Origin of the sequence: Erysipelothrix inopinata, assembly GCF_014396165.1 — a bacterium.
GTDB lineage: Bacteria > Bacillota_I > Bacilli_A > Erysipelotrichales > Erysipelotrichaceae > Erysipelothrix > Erysipelothrix inopinata.
Genome location: NZ_CP060715.1, coordinates 1,248,251 through 1,261,947 on the forward strand (window position 1 = coordinate 1,248,251; position 13,697 = coordinate 1,261,947).

Below are 13,697 nucleotides of genomic sequence, written 5' to 3' on the forward strand. Positions count from 1 at the left end.
TTATGAATTTATTAATTATGGGTCCTGCTGGAAGTGGAAAAGGAACAATGTCTGCACAAATCGTGAAAGACTTTGATATTACTCATGTTTCAACGGGAGATATGTTTAGAGATGCAATCTCTAAACAAACCCCAGTTGGACTTGAAGCAAAATCATTCATTGATCAAGGTAAACTTGTACCAGACAGTGTTACCGATCGTATGGTAAAAGAACGTATTTCTCAAGACGATTGTCTTAAAGGGTACTTATTAGATGGCTACCCAAGAAATTTAGGACAAGCTAATGCTCTTGATGAAATCACAAAAGAAATTAATCGTCCAATCGATTTAGTAATTAACCTAGTTGTTGATTATGAACAACTCGTTTCGCGAATTACAGGTCGTCGTATCTGTAAAGAGTGTGGTGCGATTTATCATATTGATAATAATCCGCCTAAAGTAGAATCTGTTTGTGATATTTGTGGTGGTGAACTCTATCAAAGAAGTGACGATACTGAAGAAAAACTTGCAGTACGTTACCAAGAGTATAAAAATTTAACAGAACCTGTCATCGATTATTATCGTGAAAAAGGTTTAGTTCATGATGTGAATGCATCTCAAGACGCAGAAGCAGTTATGAACGATATAAGAATCATATTGGAGGCGGTTTAATGATATCAACCAAGTCTGAACGTGAATTAGATTTAATGCGTGAAGCAGGACGAATTGCATTCGAAGCACAAGAAATTGTCAAGGAAGCAATCAAACCTGGCGTATCTACAAAATATTTAGATAGCTTAGCCGAAGCGTATATACTAACTCAAGGTGCAACACCAGCGTTTCTTGGTTATGAAGGATTTACCGGTTCAATATGTGCTTCAATAAATGATGTTTTAGTTCATGGAATCCCAAGTTCTGAAGTAATTCTTAAAGAAGGCGACATCATTACAATCGATGTTGGTGCCATTTATAAAGGTTACTATAGTGATCATGCTTGGACTTATCCCGTTGGTGAGATAAGTGAGGAAGCTAAACAGTTATTAAAAGTAGCTGAAGAATCATTATTTGCAGGTATTGAAGCTGCTATTGCAGGGAATCGTGTAGGGGATATAGGGCATGCAGTCATGTCAGTAGTAGAGCCTCATGGTTATGGACTTCCTGTTGAGTATTCAGGCCACGGGCTTGGAACCTCGATGCATGAAGCACCATTCGTTCCAAATGTTGGAAACCCTGGAAAAGGTGTGCTGTTACGCAAAAATATGGTAATTGCAATTGAACCTATGGTTCAAATTGGAACAAATAAAATCGCAGTTCTGGATGATGAATGGACAGTGGTTTCGGAAGACCGATCACTTACTGCACATTTTGAACACAGTGTCGCTGTTTTAGATAATGGCTTTGAAATACTAACGAGAACAAAGGAGGCTTACAAGCACTAATGAGCAAAGAAAATGTCATAGAAGTTGAAGGAGTAGTTCTTGATACATTGCCAGGAGCAATGTTTAAGGTGGAACTCAGTAATGGTCATGAAATTTTAGCTCACGTATCTGGTAAAATCCGTATGCACTACATTCGCATTTTACCGGGAGACCGCGTGACTGTTGAGATTTCGCCTTACGATTTATCACGTGGGCGCATTACATTTAGACATAAATAAGATAGTTTTAGGAGGATAATACTAATGAAAGTAAGACCATCTGTAAAACCAATGTGTGAAAAATGTAGAGTTATTCGACGCAAAGGTAAAGTAATGATTATTTGTGAAAATCCAAAACACAAACAAAGACAAGGATAGGAGGACGTACATTTAATGGCACGTATAGCAGGAGTCGACATTCCACGTAACAAACGCGTGGTTGTCTCATTAACATATATTTACGGTATCGGATTGCCAACATCACAAAAGGTATTGGCAACAACAGGAATTGACGAAAACATCCGAGTTAAAGATTTAACTGAAGATCAAGTTAACGCAATCCGCCGTGAAATCGAACAAATTAAAGTTGAAGGGGATCTTCGTCGTGAAGTTAACCTTAACATTAAACGTCTTATGGAAATCGGTAGTTTCCGCGGTATTCGTCACCGTCGTGGATTACCAGTTCGTGGACAACGTACTAAAACAAATGCACGTACACGTAAAGGACCTCGTCGTACAGTAGCAAACAAAAAGAAATAGTTTAAATAGGAGGAAAACGTAAAATGGCAAAAGCAAAAGTAGCTCGTAAAAAACGTGTCCGCAAGAATATAGCACGTGGTGTTGCTCATATTCATTCGACATTTAACAATACAATTGTTTCTATTTCCGATGAGCAAGGAAATGTTATTGCTTGGTCAAGTGCTGGAGCATTAGGCTTCAAGGGTTCACGTAAGTCAACTCCTTATGCTGCACAAATGGCTTCTGAAGCAGCAGCAAAAGCAGCAGTTGAACATGGAATGAAAGCAGTTGAAGTAAGCGTAAAAGGACCTGGACCAGGTCGTGAATCAGCAGTTCGTGCATTACAAGTTGCAGGATTGGAAATTAGTGTAATTAATGATGTAACGCCAGTTCCACATAATGGATGCCGCCCACCAAAACGCCCACGTGGATAAAAAAACTATAACAGGAGGTATTCATAGATGAACAAATTTGAACGTGCGAAATTTGAAGTTAAAGAATTCGATGAAACAGCAAACTATGGTAAGTTCGTTATTGAACCACTTGAACGTGGGTTTGGTACGACACTCGGAAACGCTTTAAGACGTGTTCTCTTGTCTTCATTACCAGGTGCTGCAGTTTATTCAATCAAAATTGAAGGTGTATACCATGAGTTTACATCTATTGCAGGAATCGGTGAAGACGTTACAGGAATCGTTCTAAACGTTAAAGATTTAGTCTTAAATGTTGCAGACGATGAAATTTATACACTTCGTTTATCACAAAAAGGACCTAAAGTTGTAACTGCAGGAGATATCGAATGTCCTACTAATGTAGAAATCTTAAATAAAGATCATATTATTGCTACATTAGCTGAAGGTGCAGTTTTAGAAATGGAGCTTAAAGCTCGTAACGGTCGTGGCTATGTGAGCTCAGATGAGAATAAACTTATCTATCAAAATGCATCACAAGGCATTGGCACGATTTTTACTGATTCTATTTATACTCCAATTGAAAGAGTCAATTATCATATTGAACCAACACGTGTAGGTCAAAACTCAAAATATGACCGTGTTGTGATGGAAGTTTGGACAAATGGTTCCATTCAACCTCAAGTCGCATTATCATTAGCATCCAAAATCTTAATGGATCACTTAGAACAAATTGTTGCGATTAAAGATTCAGTTTATGAAAGTGAATCAGTAATCAAACCAGATGTTTCAGGTGTAGAAAATCCTATGGCAACAATGATGATTGAAGACCTTGATCTATCAGTTCGTTCATATAATTGCTTAAAACGTGCAGGGATTCAAACTGTTGAAGAGTTAACTCTTAAAACAGAAGATGAAATGATGCGTATAAGAAATCTAGGTAAAAAATCACTTAAAGAAGTTAAAGACAAGCTCCATGAACTTGGACTTGGATTTAAATCATTTGAATAGGAGGATATAGAATGAGAAACCGTAAATTAGGTCGTGACTCAGCACACCGTAAAGCACTATTACGTAACCTTTCAACAAGCTTGATCGTTAATGGTCGCATCGAAACAACAGAGAAAAAAGCAATGGAACTTCGTTCTGTAGCAGACAAACTTGTTACACTAGCAAAACGTGGTGACTTACACGCTCGTCGTGAAGCAGCTAAAATCGTTTATAATGTTGTAGCTGATGAAGCAACTGGACAAACAGCTTTACAAAAGCTATTTGATGAAATTGGACCAAAATATGCAGACCGCCAAGGTGGTTACACACGCGTTATCAAAACTGAAATGCGTCGTGGAGATGCAGCTCCAATGGCAATCATTGAGTTTGTTTAATTCACAAATAATATCAAAAACACCCTTAAACAGGGTGTTTTTCTTTGTAATTGTGTGAAAAAAATAAGGTTCATACGATAATTGTTTCACTAATATTAACGTTTAATCGATATTTAAAATATATAAATGAATTAATAGTCACTATAGAGTGGGTATTTTAGATTTGGAAAATATTTTCATGTAATATTATTTCAAAAAGAAATGAATAACAATGAAAAAGTTGTATTGACATCGGTTACATTTTGAAGTAAATTATAGGTGTGATACATAGTATCAAGGAGGAGAGAAATGGAAGCTCTAACAAGATTCATGGACGAGAAATTAGCTGGTCCAATGACTAAGCTTGCAAATCAAAAACACTTGCGAGCACTAAGAGATGGTATGGTTGCTACATTGCCAATAATCATTGTAGGATCATTCTTTTTAATTATCGGGGGTAACTTACCTCTACCAGCTGACTGGGGATTGCAAATTTTCTTAAAAGCAAACGCAGCAGCTATCGTTTTACCTTACCGTTTATCAATGGGGATTATGGCATTATATGCTACATTTGGTATCGGTCACAGTTTAGCAGAATCATATGACCTTGACGGATTGTCAGGTGGTATCATTGCTACTCTTGCATTCTTATTAACATTCACACCTGTTAACGTACCTGCTGATTTACAAGCTGGTGTTGCAGGATGGGTACTTCCAATGGGTAACCTTGGTGGTGGCGGAATGTTCGTTGCTATCGTAACTTCAATGTTAGGTGTTGAAATCTTTAGATTTACAGACCGTTCTGGTTTAAAAATCAAAATGCCTGAACAAGTTCCTACTTCAGTAACACGTTCATTCGAAGCAATCTTCCCAACAGCAATTATCTTAATTGTATTTGGTGCTATTACTTACTGGTTAGGATTTAACTGGCATACATTTATTTCACAACTTGTTTCACCATTAGTATCTGCAGCAGATAGCTATGGTTCAGTAATGTTACAAACATTCTTGAACTCATTCTTCTGGGTATTTGGTATTCACGGTGCTTCAATCGTTGGTAACATTGCACGTCCAATCTGGGTTGTTCTTCTTGAACAAAACCAAACATTACTTGCAGCTGGACAACCATTGCAAACAATCGCTTCAGAACCATTCTTCCAATGGTTTATCTACATCGGTGGATCAGGAGCTACATTGGGTCTTGCAATCGCTATGGTTACTGTTGGTAAATCATCATTCTCAAAACAACTTGGGAAAACAGTTTTCGTACCTGCATTGTTCAACATTAACGAACCATTAATGTTCGGTACACCAATCGTTATGAACCCTATCTTAATGATTCCATTTGTTGTTACACCATTAATCTTAGGTACTATCGCATGGTTTGCAACATCATGGGGACTTGTGTCAAAAGTGTCAACAATCGCTCCATGGACATTGCCTGGACCAATTGGTGCATTAATGGCTACAGGATTTGACTGGAGAGCAGCTGTTCTTAACATCATCTTGATTGTTATCGCAACACTTTGCTACATCCCATTCTTCAAGATTTATGACAAGAGTTTATTAGCTGAAGAACAAGGAAATTAATGTTTAAAGGTCTTGTGTAAACAAGGCCTTTTTTAAAAAGGAGTGCAATATGAAAAAAGCAGACAAAAAAAGAGTAGAGAAAAAAAGCGTCGTTCGAAAACAAAAAGCTGAAAACATTCAACCTGTGGAAGAAAAGAAACATCAGTTTGTACGTTTCTCAGTTAAAAGTTCATTCATAATCCTTTTTGGTATTTTATTATCGTCTTTATTCATTCCACTACTACTTGATAACTTAGGACTACAACTCTTACCGTTGCGCGTTATCTTAATAGGACTCACTACCGGATTTGTTGTTAGTTACTGTCTGTATTTTGTAGATTCAAAAAGAGGGGTTACACGTGGATTCTGGATTGTATTTGCTTTAGTGGCATCATTATCCATGATCATATCTTACTTCTGGGTGTATGAAATTTACTTTATTTAAAAGAAACATCATTAACACATATTTGTAAGTTAAAATAGATTTGAAATTATTTTGGAGGCATTATGAGAAAATTAGGAATATCCATTTATCCGGATAAATCTTCAATTGAAGAAATGAAAAATTATATTGTGAAAGCAGCTGACGCAGGATTCTCAAGAATCTTCTCATGCTTACTTTCAGTAGATAAACCACGCGAAGTTATCAAAGATGAGTTTATCGAAATCAACCAATTCGCTAAAGAACATGGTTTTGAAATCATCGTTGACGTAAGTCCTAAGGTTTTTGCTGACTTAGGCATCAGTTATGATGATCTATCATTCTTCCATGAAATTGGTGCTGATGGATTACGCTTGGATGCTGGATTTGGTGGAAGCCATGAATCATTAATGACATTCAACCCTTACGATTTAAAAATTGAAATTAACATGAGTCAAGATATTCATTATATTGATACAATTATGGATTACCAACCAAATCAATATAACTTGATTGCTTGCCATAACTTCTACCCACATCCATATTCAGGATTGACAGAAGAACTATTTGACTCTGCTACCAAGCGATTCAAAAAATATGGTCTTCGTACTGCAGCATTCGTTTCAAGTCAAGCAGACGGTGCTTACGGGCCTTGGCCAGTAGATGATGGACTTGTTACTCTAGAGAAACACCGTCATTTACCATTACATGTTCAAATTAAAGATTACATTGCAATGAATGAAATTGATGATATCATCATTTCAAACTTCTATCCAAGTGATGAAGAACTTGCTGAAATCAAAAACATCAATTTAACAAAACTTAACTTAAAAGTTGAACTTGTAGATTCAATTCCTGAAATTGAACGCAAAATTGTTTTAGAAGAGCCCCACTTTAACCGTGGCGATGTATCTGCTTACTTCAAACGTTCAACCATGAGCCGTGTTAAATATAAAGGACACGACTTCAAGATCTTTAACGCTCCTGAAATGATTCGTCGTGGAGACTTAATTATTGAAAGCAGCGACTTTGGACACTATGCTGGTGAACTTCAAATTGCTACACAAGACATGAAGAACACAGGGAAGTCAAACGTTGTGGGACGTATCGCTGAAGATGAAGTATTCTTAATCGATAACATCAAACCATGGCAAAAATTTGAGTTCTCACTATGAGACATTATTTAGGTGTTGATGCTGGAGGTACCTTTACAAGATTTGTCCTTTTTGATGAATCAGGAAAGCAAGTCGAACGTCATGTTATCGACAGCATTCATTTTATGAAAATTGGTTTTGATGGAATTCAAGATCAATTAAGCCAAGTGAAAAAACATTTTGAATCTTTAAACTATAATTTTGATCATATTGATGTTGTCATTGGTATGGCAGGTTATGGTAAAGACCAAACAATTCGTGACAATATTGAGAAAGCTGTATGGGCAGTATACCCTCACGCAATCTTAATGAATGATGCACAAATTGCAATGATATCAGCACTTGATAATCAAGATGGTGTCTATGTTATATCTGGAACAGGTTCAATAGCTTTCAGAAAACTGGGTTGTGTTGAGGATCGCCGTGGCGGTTTTGGATACTTACTGGGTGATGAAGGTTCTGCATTCTGGATAGGACGTCAACTTTTAGCGCTTTTTACAAAACAAGCAGATGGTCGCTTACCACAAGGGGGCTTCTATCGTGAAGTTATGTCACACTTTGAGCTAACATCACCTTATGATCTCATCGGAATTGCGAATGCGCAAAAAGACGAATATCGTAACTGGGTTGCACAATTAAGTGGACTCGCAAGTAAATTTACAGACGAACCAGAGGTTCATCATGTATTCAAACAAGCAGGTCTTGAACTTGCGGAACTTGCAAATAATTTTGAACTTGAAGCACCAACAAATATTGCTGTAGGTGGTGGTGTTCTAAAACACAATGAAATTGTGAGAAATACCTTCATCGAAAATCTAAAATCAGATTTTATACTTGTTGATAACAAGCAACCAGTAGAATATACAGCCTATATTTTGTGTGCTAAATAGTTGAATATTGAATAAACTAAAACTTCTTGAAAAAGAAGTTTTTTTTCTGATTGTAAATCAAGAATGCGGTTAAAAAATAGTGTATAATGATTATCAATAGGAGATGGTTAATATGATTAAACTAATAGCTTTCGATATCGATGGTACATCAATTAACCATCTTCGTAAGGTAGACCCTGAAACTTTGAGTTTTTTTAAAGAATATCATAAAAAAGGTTATCAATTCATTCCAACTACAGGAAGAAGTCTTGATGGGATTCCTCAAGCAATGCTCGACTTAGGGATTATGGATTATGCTATTTCTTCCAACGGAGCTCGTGTTACTAATTTAAAAACAGGTGAAGATATTTTTGCACATTTGTTGAGTCCTGAAAGAGCCGCGGAGTTGATTGATTTAATCAAGCCCTATAACGTTAGAGTTACGGTTCATGCTAATGGGGTTTGCTATGATACTGGAAGATTTCAACGATTGGGAAGAAAGATACTCTTCCATTCTGAATTTGAAGAAACACCTATTGTTAGAGATCTTGCGACATTTATTCGTGAAAATCAGTTAATGGTAGAAAAAATTCAACTTTTCTCATTATCTAGAAAAAGACTGATGAAGCTTCAAAGAAAGCTTGATGAATTTAAAGACATCTCGTATCCAATGTCTTCCAGCAACTATTTCGAAGTTACAAAGAAAGGTGCAAATAAAGGACGTGCCTTAACCTATTTATCTGGCTATCTAGAAATTCCTTTAAATGAAATCTTAGTCATTGGTGATGATTCTAATGATATCGCCATGTTTAAAGTGATTGAAAATTCTATAGCAATGGAAAATGCGAGTGATCGTGTTAAAAATCATGCAAAGTTTGTTGGCTTTCCCAATCGCAAAGGCGGATTTTCGAAATCCATCATTGCGTATTTTGAAAAATATGGAGTTTAATGTGAAAAACTTTAGTTTCCCCATAGGCTGTGTTAAACTAAGATTATGAAAGGCAGGAACCATTATGAAAAAATTATTTCCACTTGCAATCATCGGTGCCGCAGTTGGAGCTGCAGCATACTACTTTGATCAAAATAATAAGAAACATGTCGAAAAGACATTAAATGCTTTAGATGAAATTAGTGAAACTGCTGAATCAACAGTGAAAGACTTAGCTCAAGACCTTGTTGATGCACCTAAAGAATAAAGATACTCCGGTATCTTTTTTTATTGGGGTGTAAAGACAGGCGATTCTTAATGAAATATGATAAAATAGACAAGATGAATAGAATGAGGGATACTATGAAAAATATACTAATAGAACGATTACTTCGTTATACCAAAATTAATACAAGATCAGATGGAAATTCAGAGTCAATTCCATCCACAAAGATTCAGTTTGATTTAGCACATGTACTTCTAAAAGAATGCGAAGATATTGGCTTGCAAAATGTTGAAATGGATGACCATGGTATTGTGACGGCACTGCTCCCTTCTAATATCAATCGAGAAGTCCCAACAATCGGTTTTTTATCACATATGGATACGGCAGACTTTAATTCTGATAATGTTAAACCACGCGTGATTGAAGATTACGATGGTAAAGATATTGTCTTAAATGAAGAATTGGGAATTGTCTCAAAAACGGATGTTTTCCCTAGTTTGAAAAAACATATTGGTAAGACACTTGTTGTGACAGATGGTACAACACTTCTTGGTGCTGATGATAAGGCAGGAATTGCGGAAATTATGACTGCAATGGAATACCTTATAAGTCATCCTGAAATTGAACATGGTAACGTTCGCGTTGCATTCACAATCGATGAGGAAATTGGTACGGGTGCGGATTCATTTAATGTTGAAGCATTTGGTGCAGACTTTGCATATACTGTTGATGGATCAGGCTTAGGAGAAATGGAATATGAAACTTTTAATGCTGCAGAATCAACAGTTACTATTAAAGGTGTAAGTGTTCATCCAGGGAGCGCAAAAGATACGATGATTAATGCTTCCGTTGTAGCTCATGAATTCTTTGCTGCCCTACCTGCAGAAGAGCGTCCCGAACATACAGAAGGATATGAAGGATTCTATCTTCTTACGGATATGACTTCTACTATAGAAGATGCTAAGATGACTTTCATCATTCGTGATCATGATTCTATTAAGTTTAATGAACGAAAAGAAAAACTTGAAACGATTGCTCGTGAATTAAATGCTAAATATGGTGCAAATACAGTGACCGTTGATACGAAAGATTCATACTATAATATGAGAAATATTATTGAAGAGAATATGAGTATTGTAGATCTGGCTAAGGATGCAATGCTACGCCTTGATATTAAACCAATTATCGAACCAGTACGTGGTGGGACAGATGGCTCACGCTTATCTTACATGGGACTTCCTACACCAAATCTCTTTACGGGTGGTGAGAACTTCCACGGAAAACACGAATTCGCAGTTGTTGAAACAATGGAAAAAGCAACTGAGGTAATCGTAAACATTATTAAAATTAACGCTGAAAAATAGTTTGGAGTGAATGACTTGAAACAACTAGAAGTAAACAATCTGAAATTCTCATATGATAATGAACACATGGCTGTAAATAATGTGAGTTTTGATGTAAATAAAGGTCAATATGTTACGATTATTGGCCACAATGGTAGTGGAAAATCTACACTCGCAAAACTAATCATTGGTTTGATTGTGTCTCAAAGTGGCGCAATTCAAATTGATGGCATTACATTGACTGAAGCTAATGTGTATGAAGTTCGCGAAAAAATAGCTATCGTATTCCAAAACCCAGACAACCAATTTATCGGATCAACTGTGCGAGATGATATTGCATTTGGTCTAGAAAATAGAATGGTTGAACCCACGAAAATGGATGCAATTATTGAATCTTACTCTGAACGCGTAGGCATGCGTGAATACCTTAATCACGAGCCCACCAAACTTTCGGGAGGACAAAAACAGCGTGTCGCTATTGCAGGTGCGCTTGCAATGCATCCGGAAATTCTTCTTTTAGATGAAGCAACAAGTATGCTTGACCCGAAAGGTCGTAAAGAAGTTAATGATTTGGTTCATGAATTGCACCATAAGAATGAGATGACGATTGTATCGATTACTCATGATATTGAAGAAGTTACAATGAGTGATTATGTTATTGTTATGAATGAGGGTGAAATCTATATGCAAGGAACACCAGAGGAAATCCTAGTGCGTTCTTCTGAGCTTGTTGAGTTGCAATTGGATATTCCATTCAGTCTGAAGTTTTATAATGCAATGAATAAATTAGGGATTACACTTTCAACGCCCTATGATTTAGAAGGGATGGTTAAAGAATTATGGCAATAAAATTTGAAAATGTTTGTCACGATTACGCACCCAATACACCTTTCTCATATGCCGCTTTGAAAGATATTAATCTTGAAATCCGTGATGGTAAAATGACTGCAATTATTGGTGCAACAGGAAGTGGTAAATCAACATTGGTTCAACACTTGAATGGCCTATTACGTCCAACATCTGGAAGTGTTCAAATTCTTGACCACATGATTATTGCAAATGAAAAAGCAAAAAATCTAAAAGCGTTGCGATCAAAAGTAGGGCTAGTATTCCAATTCCCTGAAATGCAATTGTTTGAAGAAACAATTTATAAAGATGTAAGTTTTGGGCCTAAAAACTTTGCTTTTGATGAAGAAACATTGAATAATTCTGTACATTCTGCTTTAAATCTTGTAGGTATCGATCAATCACTATGGGAACGCTCACCATTGGACCTCTCGGGCGGTCAGAAACGTCGTGTTGCGATTGCGGGAGTCTTAGCTACGAATCCTGAAATCATTGTTCTCGACGAACCTACGGCTGGTCTTGACCCACAGGGAAGCAAAGACATGATGGATTTATTTATTAAACTCAATCAGGAATATCAAAAGACAATTATCATGGTAAGTCATGATATGGATCATGTACTTAAATACAGTGATGATGTTGTTGTCTTAAAAGATGGTGAAATCTTCTATGCAGGAGATACTAAAGCATTCTTTAAAGAAGCGGACTTATTAGAGGAACTCGGATTTGTGGCACCAAAAATTCTCCAACTTAAACGCATGTTAAAAAAACAAGGTCTCGATACAAAAGATGAACTTGATATTGAAAATATTGCGAAAATGGTCAAGGAGGCTCGAAAATGAAAAACGTAGCTCTTGGTCAGTACATTCCCTTAGATTCAAAAGTTCATAAGCTCGATCCACGTATCAAAATTGTGTCAATGATTTTATTAATGGTTGGAATCTTCTCGGTTAATAATTTCTATGCAAATGGATTTATGTTTGTCTTTCTTGCATGTGCAATTTTAGCATCGAAACTAACATTCAAATTTATTCTTAAATCGTTGAAACCAATGGGCTTTATGTTGATTTTCTTATTCATACTCAACATATTTGCGATTCGCGAAGGGCGCGTCCTTCTTGAAATATGGAACTTTAAACTTTACTCAGGTGCTTTATATCAAACATTCTTTATTGTGACACGTCTTATTCTAATGGTCATGGTGACAACCTTACTGACAGCAACAACACCACCATTGGATTTAACTTTAGGTATTGAAGATTTACTAAATCCACTGCGTGTTATTAAAGTACCTGCTCATGAAATTGCAATGATGATTTCCATTGCGTTACGTTTTATTCCAACTTTGATCGAAGATACACAACGAATCATGAATGCGCAAGCAAGTCGTGGTGTTGACCTTGATGAAGGAAGTCTTAAAGAAAAAATTAGTGGCGTTGTTTCAATGATTATTCCGCTCTTTATTTCATCATATCATCGTGCTGAAGATTTGGCGGATGCTATGGAAGCGCGTGGTTATTACCCAGGGAAAGAACGGACACGCTATAAACAATTGAAAATTAAATTCTCAGACTGGTTGATTCTTGTTATTTGTATTGCTGTGATGGTTATATCCATCTCAATTGGTCGATATATATGAGATTAAAGGCGACAGTTGCCTACGACGGTTCTGCCTTTGTTGGATGGCAAAAACAGCCAAATGGCAATAGTGTTCAAACAGAAATTGAAAAAGCGGTTTCTTTAATTAATAAAGAAAAGACACGGGTATTCGGATCAGGAAGAACTGATGCTGGTGTTCACGGATTGGGGCAAGTGTTTCACTTTGATTCACCGTTTGAGATACAGGGTAAGGCTTGGATTAAAGCACTTAACTCAATGCTTCCACTGACAATTCGTATTGTAGACGTTGAACCTGTCGATGATTCTTTTCATGCACGTTATAGTGCTAAAACAAAAACTTACGAATACCGTGTCAATAACGGAGAATATGATTTGTTTAAGAGAGAATACGAATGTTACTACCCAGAAAAGTTAGATTTAGGAAAAATTGAAGAAGCTTGCCAGAGGTTTCTGGGTGAACATGATTTCACATCCTTCAATGCTACAAAGCTTGAAGTGATAGAAAATCAGGTTAGAACAATCTATCGTTTTGATTTTGAAGTAATTGATAACCATATTATCTTCACAATTTGCGGGAGTGGATTCTTAAAATATATGGTTCGAATGATGATTGCTACCTGTCTAAAATGTGGTACAGGAAAGATCAAACCAGAGAAAATAACAGAAATGTTAGAAGCTAAAGATAAAGATGTAATGCAGTACAATATAGAACCAAACGGGCTTTACTTAAAAAAAGTTAATTATTGAAAGAATGTTAAGGAACTTGCCTTGACATATTTGCTAAAAAAGCATACAATAATAACCGGCACTTTAT

At 36.4% G+C, this 13,697-nt stretch carries 19 protein-coding genes; all 19 read left to right on the forward strand.

All coding sequences use genetic code 11. The features are described from left to right. Window positions 1–2: 2 nt before the first annotated feature. The 19 genes from H9L01_RS06040 to truA all read left to right on the forward strand — a co-directional run bounded on the left by H9L01_RS06040 (window position 3) and on the right by truA (window position 13,630). Window positions 3–650, forward strand: a complete 648-nt coding sequence (locus H9L01_RS06040) for an adenylate kinase (protein ID WP_187533081.1) — start codon at window positions 3–5, stop codon at window positions 648–650. Beyond that, entirely contained in the window at window positions 650–1,417 is a 768-nt protein-coding gene (gene map / locus H9L01_RS06045) for a type I methionyl aminopeptidase (protein ID WP_187533082.1), read from the forward strand. The genes H9L01_RS06040 and map overlap by 1 nt, the downstream gene beginning before the upstream one ends. After that, window positions 1,417–1,635: a translation initiation factor IF-1 gene (infA, locus tag H9L01_RS06050; RefSeq protein WP_187533083.1), complete on the forward strand. Its 219-nt coding sequence runs from the start codon at window positions 1,417–1,419 to the stop codon at window positions 1,633–1,635. The genes map and infA overlap by 1 nt, the downstream gene beginning before the upstream one ends. 24 nt (window positions 1,636–1,659) lie before the next feature. Then, entirely contained in the window at window positions 1,660–1,773 is a 114-nt protein-coding gene (gene rpmJ, locus H9L01_RS06055) for a 50S ribosomal protein L36 (protein ID WP_018579485.1), read from the forward strand. Window positions 1,774–1,788: 15 nt separating this feature from the next. Beyond that, the gene (rpsM, locus tag H9L01_RS06060) at window positions 1,789–2,154 is read left to right on the forward strand and encodes a 30S ribosomal protein S13 (protein WP_187533084.1); all 366 of its coding nucleotides are present in this window, start codon (window positions 1,789–1,791) and stop codon (window positions 2,152–2,154) included. Between the two features lie 23 nt (window positions 2,155–2,177). Next, entirely contained in the window at window positions 2,178–2,567 is a 390-nt protein-coding gene (gene rpsK / locus H9L01_RS06065) for a 30S ribosomal protein S11 (protein ID WP_187533085.1), read from the forward strand. 27 nt (window positions 2,568–2,594) lie between these two features. Further along, window positions 2,595–3,554, forward strand: a complete 960-nt coding sequence (locus H9L01_RS06070) for a DNA-directed RNA polymerase subunit alpha (RefSeq protein WP_187533086.1) — start codon at window positions 2,595–2,597, stop codon at window positions 3,552–3,554. 11 nt (window positions 3,555–3,565) lie between these two features. After that, complete coding sequence (gene rplQ, locus H9L01_RS06075; protein WP_187533087.1) at window positions 3,566–3,928, forward strand: 50S ribosomal protein L17; 363 nt, start codon at window positions 3,566–3,568, stop codon at window positions 3,926–3,928. A 288-nt stretch (window positions 3,929–4,216) separates the two neighbouring features. After that, complete coding sequence (locus tag H9L01_RS06080) at window positions 4,217–5,497, forward strand: PTS sugar transporter subunit IIC (protein ID WP_187533088.1); 1,281 nt, start codon at window positions 4,217–4,219, stop codon at window positions 5,495–5,497. Window positions 5,498–5,546: 49 nt separating this feature from the next. Next, window positions 5,547–5,921: a hypothetical protein gene (locus tag H9L01_RS06085; protein ID WP_187533089.1), complete on the forward strand. Its 375-nt coding sequence runs from the start codon at window positions 5,547–5,549 to the stop codon at window positions 5,919–5,921. A gap of 62 nt (window positions 5,922–5,983) precedes the next feature. Then, window positions 5,984–7,072 carry a DUF871 domain-containing protein gene (locus H9L01_RS06090; protein WP_187533090.1) on the forward strand — a complete coding sequence of 363 codons (1,089 nt, stop codon included), beginning with the start codon at window positions 5,984–5,986 and terminating at the stop codon, window positions 7,070–7,072. Beyond that, window positions 7,069–7,941 carry an N-acetylglucosamine kinase gene (locus tag H9L01_RS06095; RefSeq protein ID WP_187533091.1) on the forward strand — a complete coding sequence of 291 codons (873 nt, stop codon included), beginning with the start codon at window positions 7,069–7,071 and terminating at the stop codon, window positions 7,939–7,941. Before H9L01_RS06090 ends, H9L01_RS06095 begins: the two co-directional genes overlap by 4 nt. 112 nt (window positions 7,942–8,053) lie before the next feature. Further along, the gene (locus tag H9L01_RS06100) at window positions 8,054–8,869 is read left to right on the forward strand and encodes an HAD family hydrolase (RefSeq protein ID WP_187533092.1); all 816 of its coding nucleotides are present in this window, start codon (window positions 8,054–8,056) and stop codon (window positions 8,867–8,869) included. 64 nt (window positions 8,870–8,933) lie between these two features. Then, the gene (locus H9L01_RS06105; RefSeq protein WP_187533093.1) at window positions 8,934–9,116 is read left to right on the forward strand and encodes a hypothetical protein; all 183 of its coding nucleotides are present in this window, start codon (window positions 8,934–8,936) and stop codon (window positions 9,114–9,116) included. Between the two features lie 95 nt (window positions 9,117–9,211). After that, entirely contained in the window at window positions 9,212–10,438 is a 1,227-nt protein-coding gene (pepT, locus tag H9L01_RS06110) for a peptidase T (protein ID WP_187533094.1), read from the forward strand. A gap of 15 nt (window positions 10,439–10,453) precedes the next feature. After that, a complete protein-coding gene (locus H9L01_RS06115; protein ID WP_187533095.1) occupies window positions 10,454–11,266 on the forward strand; it encodes an energy-coupling factor transporter ATPase in 813 nt (270 codons plus the stop codon). Further along, window positions 11,257–12,105 carry an energy-coupling factor transporter ATPase gene (locus H9L01_RS06120; RefSeq protein WP_187533096.1) on the forward strand — a complete coding sequence of 283 codons (849 nt, stop codon included), beginning with the start codon at window positions 11,257–11,259 and terminating at the stop codon, window positions 12,103–12,105. Before H9L01_RS06115 ends, H9L01_RS06120 begins: the two co-directional genes overlap by 10 nt. Then, a complete protein-coding gene (locus H9L01_RS06125; RefSeq protein ID WP_187533097.1) occupies window positions 12,102–12,902 on the forward strand; it encodes an energy-coupling factor transporter transmembrane component T family protein in 801 nt (266 codons plus the stop codon). The genes H9L01_RS06120 and H9L01_RS06125 overlap by 4 nt, the downstream gene beginning before the upstream one ends. Further along, window positions 12,899–13,630: a tRNA pseudouridine(38-40) synthase TruA gene (truA, locus tag H9L01_RS06130; protein WP_187533098.1), complete on the forward strand. Its 732-nt coding sequence runs from the start codon at window positions 12,899–12,901 to the stop codon at window positions 13,628–13,630. Before H9L01_RS06125 ends, truA begins: the two co-directional genes overlap by 4 nt. Window positions 13,631–13,697 lie beyond the last annotated feature (67 nt).

Coding starts and splice junctions, on each gene's coding strand:
- H9L01_RS06085 (WP_187533089.1), top strand. CDS start 5,547: ATGAAAAAAGCAGACAAAAAAAGAGTAGAGAAAAAAAGCGTCGTTCGA.
- H9L01_RS06100 (WP_187533092.1), top strand. CDS start 8,054: ATGATTAAACTAATAGCTTTCGATATCGATGGTACATCAATTAACCAT.
- H9L01_RS06125 (WP_187533097.1), top strand. CDS start 12,102: ATGAAAAACGTAGCTCTTGGTCAGTACATTCCCTTAGATTCAAAAGTT.
- rpsM (WP_187533084.1), top strand. CDS start 1,789: ATGGCACGTATAGCAGGAGTCGACATTCCACGTAACAAACGCGTGGTT.
- H9L01_RS06105 (WP_187533093.1), top strand. CDS start 8,934: ATGAAAAAATTATTTCCACTTGCAATCATCGGTGCCGCAGTTGGAGCT.
- H9L01_RS06095 (WP_187533091.1), top strand. CDS start 7,069: ATGAGACATTATTTAGGTGTTGATGCTGGAGGTACCTTTACAAGATTT.
- truA (WP_187533098.1), top strand. CDS start 12,899: ATGAGATTAAAGGCGACAGTTGCCTACGACGGTTCTGCCTTTGTTGGA.
- rpsK (WP_187533085.1), top strand. CDS start 2,178: ATGGCAAAAGCAAAAGTAGCTCGTAAAAAACGTGTCCGCAAGAATATA.
- H9L01_RS06080 (WP_187533088.1), top strand. CDS start 4,217: ATGGAAGCTCTAACAAGATTCATGGACGAGAAATTAGCTGGTCCAATG.
- rplQ (WP_187533087.1), top strand. CDS start 3,566: ATGAGAAACCGTAAATTAGGTCGTGACTCAGCACACCGTAAAGCACTA.
- rpmJ (WP_018579485.1), top strand. CDS start 1,660: ATGAAAGTAAGACCATCTGTAAAACCAATGTGTGAAAAATGTAGAGTT.
- H9L01_RS06090 (WP_187533090.1), top strand. CDS start 5,984: ATGAGAAAATTAGGAATATCCATTTATCCGGATAAATCTTCAATTGAA.
- H9L01_RS06070 (WP_187533086.1), top strand. CDS start 2,595: ATGAACAAATTTGAACGTGCGAAATTTGAAGTTAAAGAATTCGATGAA.
- map (WP_187533082.1), top strand. CDS start 650: ATGATATCAACCAAGTCTGAACGTGAATTAGATTTAATGCGTGAAGCA.
- pepT (WP_187533094.1), top strand. CDS start 9,212: ATGAAAAATATACTAATAGAACGATTACTTCGTTATACCAAAATTAAT.
- infA (WP_187533083.1), top strand. CDS start 1,417: ATGAGCAAAGAAAATGTCATAGAAGTTGAAGGAGTAGTTCTTGATACA.
- H9L01_RS06120 (WP_187533096.1), top strand. CDS start 11,257: ATGGCAATAAAATTTGAAAATGTTTGTCACGATTACGCACCCAATACA.
- H9L01_RS06040 (WP_187533081.1), top strand. CDS start 3: ATGAATTTATTAATTATGGGTCCTGCTGGAAGTGGAAAAGGAACAATG.